13 protein-coding genes and 2 pseudogenes are annotated in these 17842 nt (G+C 67.3%); 5 read left to right on the forward strand and 10 right to left on the reverse strand.

Going from position 1 to position 17842, the window contains the following annotated elements:
• Window positions 1-23: 23 nt before the first annotated feature.
• Complete coding sequence (locus QN239_RS25845) at window positions 24-3335, reverse strand: error-prone DNA polymerase (RefSeq protein WP_499014713.1); 3312 nt, start codon at window positions 3333-3335, stop codon at window positions 24-26.
• Between the two features lie 102 nt (window positions 3336-3437).
• Here QN239_RS25845 and QN239_RS25850 point away from each other — a divergent pair, with 102 nt between their 5' ends.
• On the forward strand, window positions 3438-4463 hold the full coding sequence (locus QN239_RS25850) for an HNH endonuclease signature motif containing protein (RefSeq protein ID WP_499014714.1): 1026 nt from the start codon (window positions 3438-3440) through the stop codon (window positions 4461-4463).
• A 44-nt stretch (window positions 4464-4507) separates the two neighbouring features.
• Here QN239_RS25850 and QN239_RS25855 read toward each other — a convergent pair whose 3' ends face one another.
• Together QN239_RS25855 and QN239_RS25860 are read right to left on the reverse strand one after the other, a co-directional pair.
• Window positions 4508-5752, reverse strand: coding sequence for a transposase (locus tag QN239_RS25855; protein WP_499016568.1), 1245 nt, complete (start codon window positions 5750-5752; stop codon window positions 4508-4510).
• 87 nt (window positions 5753-5839) lie between these two features.
• A pseudogene (locus QN239_RS25860) lies at window positions 5840-6121 on the reverse strand (transposase); the annotation flags it as partial.
• Window positions 6122-6247: 126 nt separating this feature from the next.
• On the opposite strand from QN239_RS25860, the pseudogene QN239_RS25865 reads away from it, so the two are divergent.
• Window positions 6248-6484, forward strand: a pseudogene (locus QN239_RS25865) (hypothetical protein); the annotation flags it as partial.
• Window positions 6485-6486: 2 nt separating this feature from the next.
• Here QN239_RS25865 and QN239_RS25870 read toward each other — a convergent pair.
• From QN239_RS25870 to QN239_RS25890, 5 genes are all read right to left on the reverse strand, one after another.
• Complete coding sequence (locus QN239_RS25870; RefSeq protein ID WP_499014716.1) at window positions 6487-7401, reverse strand: universal stress protein; 915 nt, start codon at window positions 7399-7401, stop codon at window positions 6487-6489.
• Window positions 7398-8270: a MaoC family dehydratase gene (locus QN239_RS25875; protein WP_499014718.1), complete on the reverse strand. Its 873-nt coding sequence runs from the start codon at window positions 8268-8270 to the stop codon at window positions 7398-7400. Before QN239_RS25875 ends, QN239_RS25870 begins: the two co-directional genes overlap by 4 nt.
• 345 nt (window positions 8271-8615) lie before the next feature.
• Window positions 8616-9599 carry a DNA-binding protein WhiA gene (whiA, locus tag QN239_RS25880; protein ID WP_499014720.1) on the reverse strand — a complete coding sequence of 328 codons (984 nt, stop codon included), beginning with the start codon at window positions 9597-9599 and terminating at the stop codon, window positions 8616-8618.
• 3 nt (window positions 9600-9602) lie between these two features.
• Complete coding sequence (locus QN239_RS25885) at window positions 9603-10280, reverse strand: Crp/Fnr family transcriptional regulator (protein WP_499014722.1); 678 nt, start codon at window positions 10278-10280, stop codon at window positions 9603-9605.
• 212 nt (window positions 10281-10492) lie between these two features.
• Window positions 10493-11191, reverse strand: coding sequence for a hypothetical protein (locus tag QN239_RS25890; protein ID WP_499014724.1), 699 nt, complete (start codon window positions 11189-11191; stop codon window positions 10493-10495).
• Window positions 11192-11844: 653 nt separating this feature from the next.
• Between QN239_RS25890 and QN239_RS25895 the strand changes: the two genes are divergently transcribed.
• Both QN239_RS25895 and QN239_RS25900 read left to right on the forward strand, forming a co-directional pair.
• Window positions 11845-13857: an SDR family oxidoreductase gene (locus QN239_RS25895; protein WP_499014726.1), complete on the forward strand. Its 2013-nt coding sequence runs from the start codon at window positions 11845-11847 to the stop codon at window positions 13855-13857.
• Window positions 13858-13881: 24 nt separating this feature from the next.
• Complete coding sequence (locus tag QN239_RS25900; RefSeq protein WP_499014727.1) at window positions 13882-14931, forward strand: nucleoside hydrolase; 1050 nt, start codon at window positions 13882-13884, stop codon at window positions 14929-14931.
• Between the two features lie 24 nt (window positions 14932-14955).
• On the opposite strand, the gene QN239_RS25905 is transcribed toward QN239_RS25900, so the two are convergent.
• Together QN239_RS25905 and imuA' are read right to left on the reverse strand one after the other, a co-directional pair.
• Entirely contained in the window at window positions 14956-16539 is a 1584-nt protein-coding gene (locus QN239_RS25905; RefSeq protein WP_499014729.1) for a DNA polymerase Y family protein, read from the reverse strand.
• Entirely contained in the window at window positions 16532-17233 is a 702-nt protein-coding gene (gene imuA', locus QN239_RS25910) for a DnaE2-dependent mutagenesis accessory factor ImuA' (protein WP_499014730.1), read from the reverse strand. The genes QN239_RS25905 and imuA' overlap by 8 nt, the downstream gene beginning before the upstream one ends.
• Window positions 17234-17569: 336 nt before the next feature.
• On the opposite strand from imuA', the gene QN239_RS25915 reads away from it, so the two are divergent.
• Complete coding sequence (locus tag QN239_RS25915) at window positions 17570-17830, forward strand: hypothetical protein (RefSeq protein ID WP_187098427.1); 261 nt, start codon at window positions 17570-17572, stop codon at window positions 17828-17830.
• Window positions 17831-17842 lie beyond the last annotated feature (12 nt).

Raw genomic sequence — 17842 nt, forward strand, 5'->3', positions numbered from 1 at the left:
CCCCGATCGGGGGAAGCCACCGGTCAGCGGAAATCGCGGGACCGCGACCCCACCCGCAGATCCACCGGCGCCATCCGGTCGGCCACCACGGTGACCGCCCCGCTCGCGTTCTGCACGATGCCCCGGATGATCAGCGCCGACGCGGTCTGCGCCAGCTTGCGATGCCGCGACCACACTCCAGGCGAGCACAGCACGTTGACCATGCCGGTCTCGTCCTCCAGGTTCATGAACGTGACCCCCGCCGCCGTGGCCGGCCGCTGCCGGTGCGTCACCGCACCCGCCACCAGGATGCGGGTCCCGTCGGGCACCTCCAGCAGCCTGCCCGCGGGGACCACCCCGAGCTCGTCGAAGTTCCCCCGCAGGAACTGGGTGGGATAGCGCTGCGGGGACACCCCGGTCGCCCATACATCGGCCGCGGTGAGTTCCAGCTCCGTCATCCCGGGCAGCGACGGGATACGCGATGAGGCACCCACCCCAGGGAGCCGGTCCGGGCGTTGCGTCGCGGCCGCTCCCGCCGACCACAACGCCTCGCGGCGGGAGATCCCGAAACAGTCCAGTGCCCCGGCGGTGGCCAGCGCCTCGGTCTGTGGGACCGACAACTGCACCCGTGCAGTCAGATCCAGCAGCGAGGCGAACGGTCCGTGCGCCTCGCGTTCCTCGACGATGCGCTGCGCCAGCCCGTCGCCGATATGCCGGACGGCGCCGAGCCCGAGCCGCACGTCCGATCCCTCGTTCTCGCAGGTGGCATGCGGACGGCTGGCATTGACGCACGCACCGTGCACGGCGACACCGTGCCTGCGGGCGTCGGCCACCAGCGATTGGGGTGAGTAGAACCCCATCGGCTGGGCTCGCAGCAGGGCCGCGCAGAACACCGCGGGATGATGCAGTTTGAACCAGGACGAATAGAACACCAGCGACGCGAAACTCAGCGAATGACTTTCCGGGAAACCGAAATTGGCGAAGGCCTCCAGCTTGTCGTAGATGCGGTCGGCGATATCCCCGGTGATGCCGTGCTTGTCCCGCATCCCGTCGTAGAACCGGCTGCGGAGTCGGCGCATCCGCTCGGTGGAGCGTTTGGAGCCCATGGCGCGGCGCAGCTCGTCGGCCTCAGCGGCACTGAACCCGGCGCAGTCGACCGCCAACTGCATGAGCTGCTCCTGGAAGAGCGGCACCCCCAGCGTCTTTTTCAGCGCCGGCTCCATCGACGGGTGGTCGTAGGTGACCTCCTCCAGTTCGTTGCGCCGCCGGATGTAGGGATGCACCGACCCGCCCTGGATCGGGCCGGGACGGATCAGCGCCACCTCGACCACCAGGTCGTAGAACTCGCGGGGCTTCAGCCGCGGCAGGGTCGCCATCTGGGCCCGTGACTCCACCTGGAACACCCCGACCGAATCGGCGCGCTGCAACATCTCGTACACCGCGGGCTCGGAGAGATCCAGCTGCGCCAGGTCGACCTTGAGCCCCTTGTGTTCGGCCGCCAGGTCGATGGCGTAGTGCAGGGCCGAGAGCATACCGAGCCCGAGCATGTCGAACTTCACCAAACCTATTGCCGCGCAGTCATCTTTATCCCACTGCAGCACGCTGCGGTTTTCCATCCTGGCCCATTCCACCGGACACACGTCGGCGATCGGACGATCACAGATCACCATGCCGCCGGAGTGGATGCCCATATGCCGGGGCAGGTTGGAGATCTGGGCGGCCAGGTCGACGACCTGCTCGGGGATGTCCTCGACATCGGGTGAGTCGGCCAGCCCGTTCCACCGGCTGATCTGCTTGCTCCACGCATCCTGCTGCCCTTGCGAGAAACCCAGGGCACGCGCCATATCCCGGATCGCACTGCGCCCCCGGTAGGTGATGACATTGGCGACCTGCGCGGCGTAGTCCCGCCCGTACTTCTGATAGACGTACTGGATGGCGTTCTCGCGCAGGTCCGATTCGATGTCGATATCGATATCGGGCGGGCCGTCCCGGGCCGGGGACAAGAACCGCTCGAACAACAACTCGTTCTTGACGGGATCGACGTTGGTGACCTTGAGGGCGTAGCAGACGGCCGAATTGGCCGCCGACCCCCGACCCTGACACAGGATGTCGTTCTCCCGGCAGAACCGGGTGATGTCGTGCACCACAAGGAAATAGCCCGGGAAGTTCAACTGTTCGATGATCTTCAGTTCGCGCTCAATCTGCGCGTAGGCCTTGGGCGCCTGCTCAGGCGACCCGTAGCGTTCAGCGGCACCGGCGTCGACGAGGTGGCGCAGCCAGCTGTTCTCGGTGTGCCCGTCCGGCACCGCGAACGGGGGCAGCCGGGGTGCGATGAGTCTCAGCTCGAAGGTGCACTGCTCTCCGAGATCCGCTGCCGCCGAGACGATATCGGGGCCGAACAGCCGCGCCATCTCCTCTCCCGAGCGCAGATGTGCCCCACCCAGCGGGGCCAGCCAGCCGGCCGCGGAGTCCAGCGAGTGGCGTGACCGGATGGCTGCCATCGCCATGGCCAGCCGGCCACGGGACGGCTCGGCGAAATGCGCACCGGTGGTGGCCACCACGCCCACCCCGAACCGCGGCGCCAATGCGGCCAGCGCGGCATTGCGCTCATGATCGCGCGGATGACCGTGGTGACTCAGCTCGATGCTGACCCGATCGCGTCCGAACCGGTCCACCAGGTCGGCCAATGCGCGCGCGGCCGCGTCCGGGCCCCCGTCGGACAACGCTTGGCGGACATGCCCTTTGCGGCAGCCCGTGAGGATGTGCCAGTGCCCACCCGCGGCCTCGGTGAGCGCGTCGAAGTCATAGCGCGGCTTACCCTTCTCCCCGCCGGTCAGATGCGCGGCGGCCAGCTGGCGGGACAGTCGCCGGTATCCCTCCGGCCCCCTTGCCAGCACCAGCAGGTGCGGCCCGGGCGGATCGGGAGCTTCATTCCTGCCGGCACCCGGCCCTATGCCCAGCGACAGTTCAGCCCCGAACACCGTGGCCACGTTGAGCTCGCGAGCGGCCTCGGCGAACCGCACCACCCCGTAGAGGCCGTCGTGGTCGGTCAGCGCGATGGCCCGCAGATCAAGCCGGGCCGCTTCCTCGACGAGTTCCTCCGGCGTGCTGGCCCCGTCCAGGAAGCTGTATGCCGAATGCGTGTGCAGTTCGGCGTACGGGATCTTGGACCGGGCCCGTTCGACATCCGCAGGACGGTAGGCACCGCGCTTGCGCGACCAGCCGGGGCTGTCCCCGCCGTCACCCGGCGGGGCCTCTATCCGGCGGGGCCCGCCACCCTCGGCAGGCCGAGGAAACCGGCCAGAGAGTACCCGCTCCATCTCCGACCAGGTCGGCGGTCCGTTGTGCCAGCCCACCCGACCCAGGGTAATCGAACATTTGTTCGATTACCAGTCTGATCCGGGCCGGGTCCATCGCGGAGGTCAGAACTTGTCGTACCTCGATGCGAGAATGGTGTCATGTCCAGCACTGCAACATCTTTGGCCGCCGGACAGCGACTGGAGGTGTTGTTCGACGAGATCGCCGAGTTGTGCGGACAACGCAATGCCATCGACGGGCGCCTGGTACAGATCGTCGCCGAGCTTGAGCGCGAGGAGCTCGCCGGCCTGACCGGCGCGCGCTCCATGTCCGCGTTGGTGGCCTGGAAGACCGGGGTCGCCCCGCGTAACGCCGAGACCGTCGTGGCGATCGCACGGCGGCTGCAGGAGTTCCCGCGCTGCACCGAAGCCCTGCGCGAAGGGCGGCTGTCGCTGGATCAGGTCGGGGTGATCGCCGAACGCGCCGCCGCCGGCTCCGATGCGCATTACGCCGAACTCGCTGCGGTGGCCACCGTCAGCCAGTTGCGCACCGCAATCACGATGGAACCGCGACCCAATCCGGAGACACCGCCCGAATCAGGACCCGAGGTCACCACAACCTCCACCGATGAGCGGTACACCACCTATCGGATCCGGCTACCGCGCCTGGAAGCCGCGAAATTCGATGCCGCGCTGCAGTCCCATCACGATGCGCTGATTGCCGAACACCCCGCCGACCCTGCTGATACCGAGGACAGCAGCCCGCTCCCGACGCGGGTGGATGCGTTGATGAGCCTCGTTGAGGCCGGCTGGGATTCCGACGTGGCCCGGCGCCCACACGGGCAGCACACCACCGTGGTGGTGCACCTCGACGTCGAGAAATCAGCAGCCGCACTGCACCTGGGCCCCGTCCTGTCCGAGGATGAGCGGCGCTACCTGCTCTGCGATGCCATCTGCGAGGTGTGGTTCGAACGTCACGGCCAGCCGATCGGGTCCGGCCGGTCCACCCGCACCATCAGCCGCCGACTGCGCCGGGCACTGGAGCACCGCGACCGCTGCTGTGTGGTGCCGGGCTGCGCCGCCACCCGCGGACTGCACGCCCACCACCTCACCCACTGGGAGGACGGCGGCCTGACCGAACTGTCCAACCTGGTCTTGCTGAGGGTGTCGCACGAATTGGTGGTGTGAGTCGGTGGTGGCGTGCGGCTGCGGGTCCGCTGTGCGGTTTGTACTCAGGCGGGGATTGCGCGCTGAAGTTTGAGCATGTTGTGGACCGTGCAGATCAGGCGCCACTCACTGTGCACTCCGGCGTGTCCGCGGAGGGAGAACCTGCGGAATCCGAGGTTGGCTTTTATGTTGCCGAAGACGGGTTCGATGCTGACGCCGCGCCTGCGGTAAAGCGCGGCGTTATCAGGATGGGATAGCTTGTCGTTCATCATGTTTCGAGCAATCGTTGGGTCGATGCCTTCGCCTCGGACATGTGCGAGCATCGATTTGACACGCGTGACCGAGACGTCGAGTTGGTCACGGGCGGCGCGCATCGAGATCTCGCCGGCTGCGACGCGTTCGATGACCGGAATCCACTGCGCGGGTTCGGGTTCGGCGCTGCGCGTGATGCGCTGTCCATCACGGCCGAAGTAGCGCTTGGTCATGTCCCGCAACCAGGTGTAGGAGACGCCGAGAATCGCACCGGCCTGACGTTGAGACAGCTCACCGCGATTGACCCTTGCCAGCACCGCCAACTTGTCATCGCCGGGTTTGTCGGCCTTGCGCCACGAGGGCTTTCGCGTCGCGATCAGCACGTCGGCACCGACGTCGGTGGTGCCGTTGGCACTGGTCCAGTAACCCGCATCGGCCACGATGGTGCCCGCACCATCGCGGTGCCCGGCCTTGATGAGATTATCGATCGCCGCAGTGGCCATCGGCACGAAGTGAGGCTGATCGTTGGTGGTGTTGCTGATCTCGGCGGCCACCACAATGTGTCCCGTCGTCGCAGCTGCTTGCGCGTTATAGCCCTGCAGCACGCCTCTGGAGGCGTGCGGGATGATCCGCGAATCCGGATCAGTCGTGTTCGCCCGCCGCGGGCGCGATCGCCGCGCCGCTTCAGCGCTGGGTTTGGGCCCGGTCAGCGAGCGGCCCAGCTCGGCTTCCTTGCGCGAACGATCAGCCATCCGAGCCTCGAAATCCCGCGCCTTCTGCGATTGGAGTTCCTCAAGAGCAGCCCGGATCCGCGAACGTCGATCCCGACCGCCAGCCCATCCCGCCGGCATCCGCCTGAGCTGGTCATTATCGCCGCGCTCGTCTTCGGCGGCATCGACCTGCTCGGCTTCGGCCAAGATTTGTTCGGCCACACGACCAGCCGCCACGGCAGCGTCCTGCGCCACAGATCCGCCAAGTTCGGCGGTGAGAGCGTCCTGATCACGATTGGCCAAGAACGAGGCATTGGCAGCGATCTTCGTCCCGTCGATCGCCACCACGCCGGCATCGACGAGACCAGCGTTCACGCACAGGCCCAGGACCTGCCCGAACAGAGCCGCTATAGCGTCCTGGTGGCGCCGGCGGAACCGCGCCAACGTGGCGTGATCAGGCCGCTGATTGGCCGCGACAACCCGCACAGCGACATCCTCGACCAGTCGGCGCTCAATCCGACGCGAAGACCGTTCCCCGGTGCAATAGGCATACAACAGGACCGACAGCATCATCGCCGGGTCATACACCGACCCGCCCCTACCATCGACGCGATACGCCGCATAAAACGCGCTCAGATCCAGCTCAGCGACGACGTCGAGGACGAAAAACGCCAGATGATCCTCAGGAAGCCACTCCCGCACCGAGGGCGGCATCATCAACAACTGATCGACATCGCCGGCACGCACATTGACAGACACCTCGAATCATCGCACGCAGCAGTAACTTTCACCCGAAATGACACGAACAAAAGCACCTCACACCACCAATTCGTGCGACACCCTCTGCTCTGCCCGTTCCACCACCGGCTGCATCACCGCGGCGGCCTCACCCTCACCGGCCCGGCAGAGCGGCTGGTCGTCACCGACACCGACGGCCGAAAACTCAACCGCGGAGCCTTGGCCCGCCCACCCACCACAGCGGCACCCGCGGTCCCGCCCTACCCCGGACCGACCGGGGAACGCGCCCAATGGTGGTGGTACCCACCCTTCGAACCCCAGCCGCCACCGAGTACCAACTAGCGTTATGGCGCCCGGCCGACGATCTCCGTACTCATACCGTCCCCGTCCCGGTACGGGGTTCGGGGAACCACGACGATCGGGACTTCGACGACGCGCAATATCTTGGCCGCGGTCGATCCGAGGAAGAGCTTGCGCGGCGCGGCCAGTCGGCTGGACCCGACCATGATGAGATCGCCGTCCCGCCAGGGCAGCTTGTTCACTGCGTCTTCCACGGTCGAACCATCGGTCACCGTCGCCGTCACCGGAAAATCCTTCGGCAGAGATTCTTTGGCGGCGTCCAGCACCTGGCGTCCATGTGTCAGGGCGTGTTCACGCACCGCGTCCGGGTCGCTGCGCAGCCCACCCAGCATGGGGTCCAGCGCCACCAAGGAAACCAGTCGCAGCGGCGTGCCCGCGGCCCGGCTGGCCGCCACCGCCGTGTCCAGCAGCACGTCGGCACCGGTGCGCTCGCCGAGTGCGCAGGTGACCTCACGGACCCGTTCGACGCCGGAGAGTCGAATTCCCCTGGGCGCCACGGCCACCGGAACGGGTGCCGAATGCAGCAGTTCGTTGACCACCGAGCCCAGTGACAACCTTCCGGCCAGGCCGCCGCCGGCGCCACCCACCACGATGGCCACGGCATCCAGTCGCAGCGCCTCATGGATCAGCCCGTCGGCGAACGAATCGCTGAAGCTCACGTGCGGGTTCACCACGACATCGGCAGGCACACCGGCCATCGCCTCGGCGAGCCAGTCCTGCGCCTGCCGGGACAGCACCTGTTCGTAGCCACCGGCATTCACCAGTGCGGGCACCATCCGGTCCGGCGGCAACACGACGCACAACTCGATCTCGGCACCCAGAGTCCGCGCGAACCGGACTCCGAGTGCCAGTGCATCGGCGCCACCGGAGGTAGCCAGATATCCGACAACCAGTCTCATCGGCTCGAGTACTCGGCGACCCCGTCGTCCAGGACCACCCGTGCACCGGATCCGTCCGGCGCGGCGGCCTCGGTACGGAACACCGCCCGCCCGTCCTCGGTACGCCAGATCGAGGTGGTCAGTGTCTCACCGGGGAAGACCGGCGAACTGAAGCGGGCGGCCACGGCGTGGACCTTCGTCGCGTCACCGCCACCGAGTTCGGCGACCAGGGCGCGGCTGGCCACCCCGTAGGTGCACAGGCCGTGCAGGATCGGCTTGGGAAAGCCGGCCAGGGTCTGGGCGAACCAGGGGTCGCTGTGCAGCGGGTTGCGATCGCCGGAGAGCCGGTACAGCAGCGCCTGGTCCTCGCGGGTGGTCAGGGCCACCGTCGCATCGGGTGCCCGGTCGGGGAACTCGGGGGCGGTCGGTCGCCGGCCGGGCTGCCCGCCGAATCCGCCTTCGCCGCGGATCACCACCGTGGTCAGGGTTTCCACCACGACCTCACCGGTCTCCGGGTCGGCGCCATAGCCCTTGAGCATCACCACGGCGTTCTTGCCCTCACCCTTGTCCTGGATGTCGGCGACCTCGGAGTGCACCCGCAGTCGGCCGGCCGGGGGCAGCGGCTTGTGCAGCCGGATTTCCTGGGACCCGTGCAGCAGCATGCCGAAGTTGAAGCTGCCGATCTTGAGCGCCGCCGCGAACGGTGAGCACGCGATGATCGCGAAGGTGGGCAGCACCTGCTGTTCGATGTCGTGGCTGTTCTCGGTGGTGAAGGCCAGATCGTCGACACCGGCGCCCACGCCGAGTGCGTAGAGCAGGGTGTCGCGGTCGGTCCAGGTGAAGTCCTGGGGATCGGTTGTGGCGCCGACGGCGCTCGGATCGATCGGCATGGCGGGGTCTCCCTTTTCGTCAGGCGAGGCGGTGTGACGAGCTCGTGTCGGAACGCTAGTTGACTGTAGATTCTCAAATCCGCTGTCATACGGCGATGCGCTGAGCTGCAACGATTCGGGGGGTATCTCACGAGATTCATATGGAATCTGTCTCAGATTCGTGTCATATCCCATAGCCCACATCGGGCCGGCTCGATGGCGCACCGAGCACCAGCTGTACTGATCTGACAGGTCAGGTACGCGGTTGACGGGTTGTTGGCCTCTGAGTGCGGTGTGGTGGCCCACCGGCAGACGTCGAACGGTCATATAGTTCCGTGACTGCCGTTTCAGCGCCGAACGCACGCTTCACCCCGGCAGGATGCCGAAGGTCGATGCACCGGTGTCGGGGATCCCGGCTCGTGTGGCAGTGCGATCGGCCAGGTTCAGTAGTCGTCGAATTCGGCCTGCAACAGTGTCTTTGGTCATCGGTGGATCTGCACGGCCGCCCAATTCGGTCAACGTCAGGTCGGGATTGGCCAGGCGTAGCGCCGCGACCTCTTTGAGATGTTCAGGTGCGGTGTCACCCAGGATGTGCATCGCTCGCTGCACACGTGCTGTGGACTCGGCTGCCGCCGCGGCCGCGCGCCTGGTGTTCGCCGACTCAAAGGTGGGGCTTCGTCCGGTTTCGGTCTGGGATGCGAGTCGACGGTGGCGCCGATTCGACCATTGGGCGCTTGTCTGTGGTGCTCCGATTTGCGCCAGCAGCGTGGTCACGGCGTCGTCGCCGCGCACGACGATACAGTCGCGCCCGCGGTCTTCACGTCGCTGCGCAGTGACCCCGAGCCGGCGCGCCAAGCCGACCAGTGCCAGCGCCGCTTCCGGGCCCGGGCTGGACACGGTGAGCCCTTGGCGATGCCCGGTCAATGACAGGCGACCGGTAGCGAGAATCGCTCCACGCCAAGCCGCTTCGACCTCGTCGCGGGTACCACGGATGATCCACGGTGGCATCCCGCTGATGGGTCGGCCGCGGTGGTCGATCAGCCCGGTCTGCCGGGCGAGGTTCTCGGCGTGGGTGACGCGCAGCAGGTAGTGGCCGCTGCTGCGTGTGCTGTTTCGCATGGCGTGCAGCGCCGGTGTCGCGCCGCACAGGCTATGGACAGCGTTGACCAGGCGTTGGGCACTCGGGAGGTGATCGAGTTCGGCGTCGACGACGACCTTGTTGCCAATGATGGCGAGCCCACCGGCCAGCCGTAGCATCGCCGCGGCCTCAGCCTTGCGGGCGTGCGCTGGTCCTACCGCCACGGAACTGAGCTCGTCTTTGACCAGGTTCACCGGTTGCGTTGACGGCATGGACTATTTCGCGGCTCGTGCAACGAGCCGCCCGGTGTCGAGGATGGTCACGCCGCTGGAGTCGAGCAGAATCCAGCCCCGGGCCGCGAAGTCGGCCAAGGTTTTGTTGACCGTTTCCCTGGACGCGCCGACCAGCTGAGCTAGTTCGCTTTGCCGCAGGCCGTGATGGACCCGCAGCGCCGAGCCCTGTTGTGTGCCGAACTGCCGCGCCAGATGCAGAAGCTGTTTGGCGACGCGACCTGCGACGTCGGTGAAGATCTGGTCCATGATGGCGTCGTTGGTTCGGCGTAGTCGCCGGGCCAGGACACGCAGCAGTTGCTCGGAGATTTCCGGCCGACCACTAATCCAGCTGCGCAGGACCGCCCGGTCCATCGACACAGTGCGGACGTCAGTGATCGCGGTGGCCGTGGAGGTGCGTGGACCAGGATCGAACAAGGCGAGTTCACCGAACATGTCCGAGGGCCCCATGACCGCGAGGATGCTTTCTCGATCGCTGGTGGTGGCGTCGCTGATCTTCACTTTGCCCGAGGCAATGATGTACAGCCGGTCCCCGCTGTCGCCCTTGGCGAAGATCACTGTGCTCGGATCGAAGTCGATCGGCATGAGCTGACCAGCGAGTGCGTCGACCGCTTCGGTACCCACCCCGTGAAAAATGGCTGCACGGCGCACCACGCTATCCACTGATACCCCCGTGCAGCGTCCTCATCCCCAATCCATGTGCACTACGGATGCTAAAAGTAGCGGTGCAACAATGCTTTTCGATATCACGAATGAGTGCTCCGACCGCACACTGTAGGCATCCTCGCCCCCGTGAGCTCGTAACACGGCGGCGGCAAACGCTATCAGCGCTGCCACCCACGCGAGAACAACGACAATGCGCCAGACAACGGCACTCATCTCGCCGCCGTAGCAGGGCCTTTCGGGATTTCGGTGCCCGGCACAGCCCGGCCCATGCACCCTGGAACATCGGCACCGCACACGGCGGTGAAACCTGAATGCGCACAGCGGTCCTTTCGTCGAAGGGGCACCGGTGGCCGGGAGCTGCGGTGAAGCTTGCGGCGAATCGCCGGCCATCGAAGCCACCACCGCCGGCGCAGGACGGTGTTGCTCACCGCGTGGGTGAAGCCGGGGTTGTCCTCGATGAGGACAGTGACATCGGTGGGACCCGAGACCGGGTAGTCCGCCGGCGGATCGCTGAAGTGGATCACCTCATCGGCGGTCTCCACCAGCACCGTGACCCGCAGTGTGGTGGGAATTCCGAACAACAGCTGGCGATCCGGGTTGCGGGCCTCACCGATCGCCAAAACCCCACTGGCAACGGTTAACTCGCCTTGGTACACCGGCCTTCCAAGCCCTCGGGTGTCGGTGCCGACCAGGACCCGCACCCGAACCTGGTGACCGAGAAGCTCACCGTCGAACATGCTCATCGTGCGCACCCAGATTGCATGCACAGGCCGCGGCGGAGTCACGACACAGCCCATCGCCTCGTGCGCATAGATCCCCGGCACGCCACGAGCGCCGACATCCTCGATCACCACGACAGCACCGTCGGGTGTCACCTGCGCATCACAGAGCACGGTATTCGTCATCATGGATAGACCCCCAACCCGTGTTCAGCCATCCCGCGGCTGAACACCCCCCGGTGTTTCACCCTGACGCACACTCTGTACCGACCATCGCATATGCCGACTGACGCGTCAACTCGACGTTAACAGATCTTTGCCGGGTTTCGCCATAACCCAGCCCGGCGGTGACTAAGTCGACTGTTCCACAGCTAGCCGACAGCTGGCACCGAGCTAGCTGAACGCCACAGCGATCTCACGCAACGGCATTGTCGCCCAACGCGGCCATTCACCAGAGCTGAAATAGCTGAAGCCCGACTAGAACACCCCGATCGACAAAGTCGCTGCCGGCACACTCACCCACCAGGAGGCAGCGAAACCGAGAAAGCCGCGTTTGCTGCACACCCTCATCGACCGACCCAGACGCGCGATCCACCGATGAGTTGGTGAAGGACTTAGGCGCAACTCACATCGCCGGGATGAGATGAGTGACTCATTCGCCGCCGGTCAGCGGTGGACGGCTGGCGCTGAGGACGCCAAGGCTGGAGTCTCCGTCATAGGTGAGGCGGAGACCCAACCCTGCCACCCAGGTAGTCGTCAATTCGGGCGAGTGCGATGGCGATGGCGTGTATGCCCGAGCATCGACAGTTGACGTCCGGCGCCCCGAAGACGACCATGACCGCATGAATTATGTCGTTACCGGCGGTACTGGATTTATCGGCCGCCGCATCGTGTCCCAGCTCGTGCATGACCGCGACGACGCGCAGGTGTGGGTGCTGGTGCGACGGGAATCGCTCGGCCGGTTCGAGCAGCTCGCCCAGACCTGGGGACCCCGGGCGAAACCGCTGGTAGGAGACCTGGCAGAAGCCGGTCTCGGCCTCAGCGAGGATGCGATCGCCGAACTCGGGGATATCGATCACGTGGTGCATTGCGCGGCGATCTACGACATCACCGCTCCCGAGGCGGCGCAGCGTGCCGCCAACGTCGACGGCACCAACGCCGTCATCGAGCTGACCCGCCGCCTGGACGCCACCCTGCACCACGTGTCGTCGATCGCGGTGGCCGGCAGCTATCCGGGCGTCTATACCGAGGACGATTTCGACGTCGCCCAGAACCTTCCGACGCCGTACCACCAGACCAAGTTCGAGGCCGAACAACTGGTCCGCGGCAGCGGGCTGCGGCACCGGATCTACCGGCCCGCGGTGGTCGTCGGCGACTCCCGCACCGGCGAGATGGACAAGGTCGACGGGCCGTACTACTTCTTCGGGATTCTCGCGAAGCTGGCCGTGCTCCCCCGCTTCACCCCGATGGTGCTGCCCGACACCGGCCGCACCAACATCGTGCCGGTCGACTACGTGGTCTCAGCGATCGTTTCGCTACTGCACAGCCCCGGGCGCGACGGGCAGACCTTCCACTTGACCGCACCGAAAACCATTGGCCTGCGCGGGATCTACCGCGGTGTGGCCAAGGTAGCAGGTCTGCCGCCGCTGCGCGGATCCCTGCCGACGGCGACGGTGACACCGGTGCTCAAGGCCACCGGGCGGGCCAAGGTGCTGCGCGACATGGCGGCCACCCAGCTGGGCATCCCCGCCGAGATCCTCGACGTCGTCGACCTGGCGCCCACCTTCACCGCGGACCGGACCGTAGAGGCGTTGCGCGGCACCGGGATCGAGGTGCCCGAGTTCGCCTCCTACGCCCCGAAGCTGTGGCGGTACTGGGCCGAACACTTGGACCCGGACCGGGCCCGCCGCGATGACCCGGACGGTCCGTTGGTCGGTCGGCACGTCATCATCACCGGGGCCTCCAGCGGTATCGGGCGCGCCTCGGCCGTCGCCGTGGCCCAGCGCGGGGCGACGGTGTTCGCCTTGGCGCGCAGCGCCGGCGCGCTCGACGATCTGGTCGCCGAGATCCGTGCCGCGGGCGGTCAGGCCCACGCCTTCACCTGTGATGTCACGGATTCGTCGTCGGTGGAGCACACCGTCAAGGACATCCTGGGCAGGTTCGGGCACGTCGACTATCTGGTGAACAACGCGGGCCGGTCCATCCGCCGGTCGGTGTCGGCCTCCACCGATCGCCTGCACGACTACGAACGAGTGATGGCGGTCAACTACTTCGGTGCGGTCCGCATGGTGCTGGCACTGCTACCCCATTGGCGCGAAAGACGTTTCGGCCATGTGGTCAACGTGTCCAGCGCGGGAGTGCAGGCCAACAGCCCCAAGTACAGCGCGTACCTGCCGAGCAAGGCGGCCCTGGACGCCTTCTCCGAAGTGGTCGGCACCGAGACGTTGTCGGACCACATCACGTTCACCAATATCCATATGCCGCTGGTGAGCACGCCGATGATCGCGCCGTCGCGCCGGCTCAATCCGATACCGCCGATCACCGCCGAGCACGCCGCCGCGATGGTGGTCCGCGGCCTGGTGGAGAAGCCGGCCCGGATCGACACCCCGGTCGGCACCCTGGCCGACCTGGGCACCTATTTCACTCCCCGGTTGTCGCGGCGAGTGCTCCATCAGATCTACCTGGGCTACCCGGATTCCGCGGCGGCGCGGGGTGAGGCCGCACCGCAACCCGCCCTCGACTCGCCGCCCCCGGTGCCGCGCCGCCCCAAGCGGGCGGTCCGCGCCGCGCGTACCGCCCGGGTGCCCCGGCCGGTGAAGCGGGCCGTCCGGCTGATTCCAGGGGTGCACTGGTAACCGACGGGCCATAAGGTGAGCGACGTGACGGGCGCAGTGAGGCAGCCGGTGTTCGCCGACGTGGATACGGGAGTCGATGACGCGATGGCGTTGGCGTACCTGTTCGCCAGCGCGGACGCCGAGGTCGTGGGCATCGGGTCGACAGCGGGCAATGTGCCGGTCGAGCAGGTATGTGAGAACAATCTGGGCCTGCTTGAACTGTGCGGAATGACCGGTATCGAGGTGTCCAAGGGCGCCGACGGCCCGCTGAGCATTCCGTTGCGCACCGCCGAGGACACTCACGGCCCCGCGGGCCTGGGCTACGCCCGGCTGCCGGCGAGCCGGCAGGTGCTCGCGCCCTATACCACCGCCGACGCCTGGGTCGGCGCCGCGCACGCGTACCCCGGTGAGCTCATCGGACTGGTCACCGGACCACTCACCAATCTCGCGCTGGCGCTGCGCAAAGAGCCGGCCCTGCCGAAGCTGTTGCGCCGCCTGGTGATCATGGGCGGTGCGTTCGACTACCGCGGTAACACCACGGCCGTCGCGGAATGGAACATCAGTGTCGATCCAGAGTCCGCGGCCGAGGTGTTCGCCGTTTGGGGTGCGGCATGGGGTCTGCACAAGCCCACCCATCTGCCGATCATCCTGGGGCTCAACCTCACTGAGAACGCGATCATGACTCCGTCGATCCTGAGCCGGCTCGCGGTGGCGGCGGGGTCCCCGTCGGCTCAGATGAGCGTCCTCGACGATCGCGGTACCCGGTCGGCCGCGAGCAACCCGCTGATCCGGGTACTCGAGGATGCGATGCGGTTCTATTTCGAGTTCCACTTCGACCAGGGGGAGGGTTATCTGGCTCATCTGCACGATCCGCTGGCCGCCGCCGTGGCCCTGGATCCCGACCTGGTGCGGTACCGGCAGGCCACCGTGGATGTCGAGTTGACCGGTACCCTGACCCGCGCCATGACGGTGGCGGACTGGAACGGACGGTGGGGTCGCGACCTCAACGCCCATGTCGGGATCGAGGTCGACCCGGCGGCGTTCTTCGACCGGTTCATCGATCGGGTCGGACCGTTCGCGCAGAGGCTCGGCTAGACCGGGATCTGCGGTGCCGGAGAACTATTCATAGATCCCCTCCACATACCAGCGGCGCTGCCGGTAACACAGCAGCATGGCCGGACCGGGTTCGGCCCTGCTGCCGAGTAGCACCTGCGCCCGCGCGGTCCGGCCGGCCCGCGGCGACCCTGGATCCCACCACCGCTCGTCCACCGGCCAGGGCCCGGCCCACCACTGCAATACCGCGGCCGACTCGGGTGATCTCAGGTGCACCGGATCGGCGGAGAACAGCCCACGGTTGGTCACCCGCACCGGGTTACCCTCTGCGTCAAGCAGTTCCACCGGATCGTCGAGCAGGACAGCCGGCGCGGGCTCGGGTAGCTGCCCCGGCCATGGCTGGTGCGGATCCGCCGCAGGCACCGGTTCGTCCCCCAATGCGGTGAAGGTGATGCGCTCGGCCGGTCCGCGGCCCCCGCTGAGCACCGGTACCTGTACCGCCTCCGGCCCGAGCAGGCCCTGCACCCGCACCAGTGCGCGCCGGGCCCGCAGTCGGTCGTCGTCGCCGGAAGACCCCCACAATGGAAGTTGGAGTGCGCCCGCCGACACCACCTCCACCGGATGCAGCCGCAACGTGGTGATCGGGCCGGTGGGCCCAGCCTGCCCCAGACTCCGTTTCGTCAGCCAGCCGTCCAACTGCCAGCGCACCCGGTCCGCGGTGGCGTCCTCGGTCAACGGTTCGGCACACCGCCAAACCCGGTTCAGCTCTTCCCCGTTGGCGGTGACTGCCTGGATGGCCAGCCTGGTGCAGCCCACGCCCGCCGACTCAAGACTGCGATGCAACTCACCGGCCAGGGATCGACCGGCGAAGGCCGCCGCGTCCACCCGATCGATCGGTGGGTCGCAGTGCCGCACCGCATCGAGATCGCGTTCCGGCTCACGTCCCGACGGGCCGCGGGACTGCTCACCGCGGGCGAACCTATGGGCGACGATCGCGTCGGCGCCGAACCGGGACGCGACATCGGTGCGCGACAACTCGGCGAACTGACCGATATTGCGAATACCCATGCGCCAGAGCAGATCCGTGAGCTCGCCACGTCCAGCCGAGGCCAGACTCGGCTCGGTGGCCAGTTCCCGGATGGACAGCCCGGACAGGAACCGGGCATCCTCCCCCGGCTCGATGATCCGGCCCGCCCGTGCCGCGAACACCGCGGTGGCCAACTGGTCTGCGATCCCGGTCTGGCATTCGGCCCCGGCCGCAGCCACCGCGTCGACCAACCGTTCCGCCGCGGCATGCTCGGACCCGAAATAGCGGGCGGCACCGCGCACCGGCATCACCAGCAGGCCCGGCCGCAGCACCTCCGCCCGCGGCACCACCTCGTCGACCGCCGCCGTCACCTCCTCGAAATGCCGGGCGTCGCGCGCCGGGTCCGCAGTGCTGACATACAGCTGCGGGCATCGGGCCTGGGCCTCCCGGCGCCGCAGGCCACGCCGCACCCCGACGGCCCGCGCCGAGGCCGAACAGGCGATGACCCGGTTGGCGAGCGTCACCGCGACCGGATCCGTTGCGGTCAGGCCGGCCGCCGAAGCCGCCGCCACCGCAGGCCAATCCATGCACCAGAGCGCGAGGACCCGGGACACGCTAGCCACCCACGGCAGCCACGCGCGGCAAGCCGGGGATCCGGCCGCGGGCACGGGTGACCAATCGCACCCGGCCGATCCGTCCGCACCCGGGCACCGGCCCGGCCTCACCCGCGCCGACCACCTCATAACCGCTGACGGTGGCATCCAGCCGGACTTGAGCGCCAGACCAATCGCCTCCGGTGACCAACAGCGTGCACCCCTTCTGCCGGGCCCTCGCCGTCACCGCACGAGCCCGGGCACCCGGGACAGAGCGGCCGCCCAGATCGAGCACCACCAGATCCAGGCCGTCCAGCAGAACCGCGGCCACCTCGACCGGATCAGCACCGGGGTCCGGGATGACCGCGACCCGGCTCAGGTCCGCCCCCATCTCGACCGCGGCCAGCAGGCCCGCCCGTGGCTGGCCGACGATCGCGGCGTGCCCACCGGCAGCCGTCACCGCGGCCACCATGCTCAGCGGTAGCGAACGGGCGCCGGTGAGCACCGCCACCACGCCTCGCGGCAACGCGGCGGGGACCCTCTCGGCAAGGGTTTCCGAAACCTCCAGCAAACTTTCCGAGGCGGGGGCCGGATCGCCCGTGTGCACCCTTCCCTGACTCCGGGCACCTATCTTGGCGGAGACTTCCGCCATCCTGCGGCGCAGATGTTCGACCTGATCAGCGCGGTTTACCAGGCGCGATTCAAGGCTTGAAGCCGCTGTCACAGCAGCACCTCCCGCACCACCAGATTCGATCGTATTCGAACACATGTTCGATGGCTCGAGTAAACACCGCACCGGAACCGTCGTCAAGCGCAGTCCCCCGGCCTGCCCAAACGTCACACCACACCGTCGACCAGCGCAGGAAGGCCTGTTGAATGCCTGTGCGGCACGGTGAACGCTGCGCTAAAGTCTGGGCACCAGAACCCCGCTTCGGAATGGGACTGGTGTGCGGGAACACAGCGAATCACCAGGTAGGCTGTTTATGAACCGTGCGGAATCGATATCGATTTCCCGAAGGCCGGCTCATACACCACTCGGGGGAGAGGTAAGGACCGCAACATGAACTCACATCTGACCCGTCGCGTCTCAGCAGCAGTCGGGGGCGTCGCCATCCTGGCCATGATCGGCTTCACCGCTGCGTGCGGGAACGAGGAGAAGAAGACTCCCGAGACGTCGACGACCACGACGACGACGACGACCAGCACCACCGCGCCTTCGGTCGAGCCGACCGAGAAGTCGATCAGCCCCAGCGGTGGCAACAAGTTCACGCCCACCGTCAAGGCGCCGCCGGCTCCGACCGCCATCCCCGGCGACAACTGACCGGCGACAACC

The organism is Mycolicibacterium sp. Y3, from assembly GCF_051188035.1.
Taxonomy (GTDB): Bacteria; Actinomycetota; Actinomycetes; order Mycobacteriales; family Mycobacteriaceae; genus Mycobacterium; species Mycobacterium fluoranthenivorans.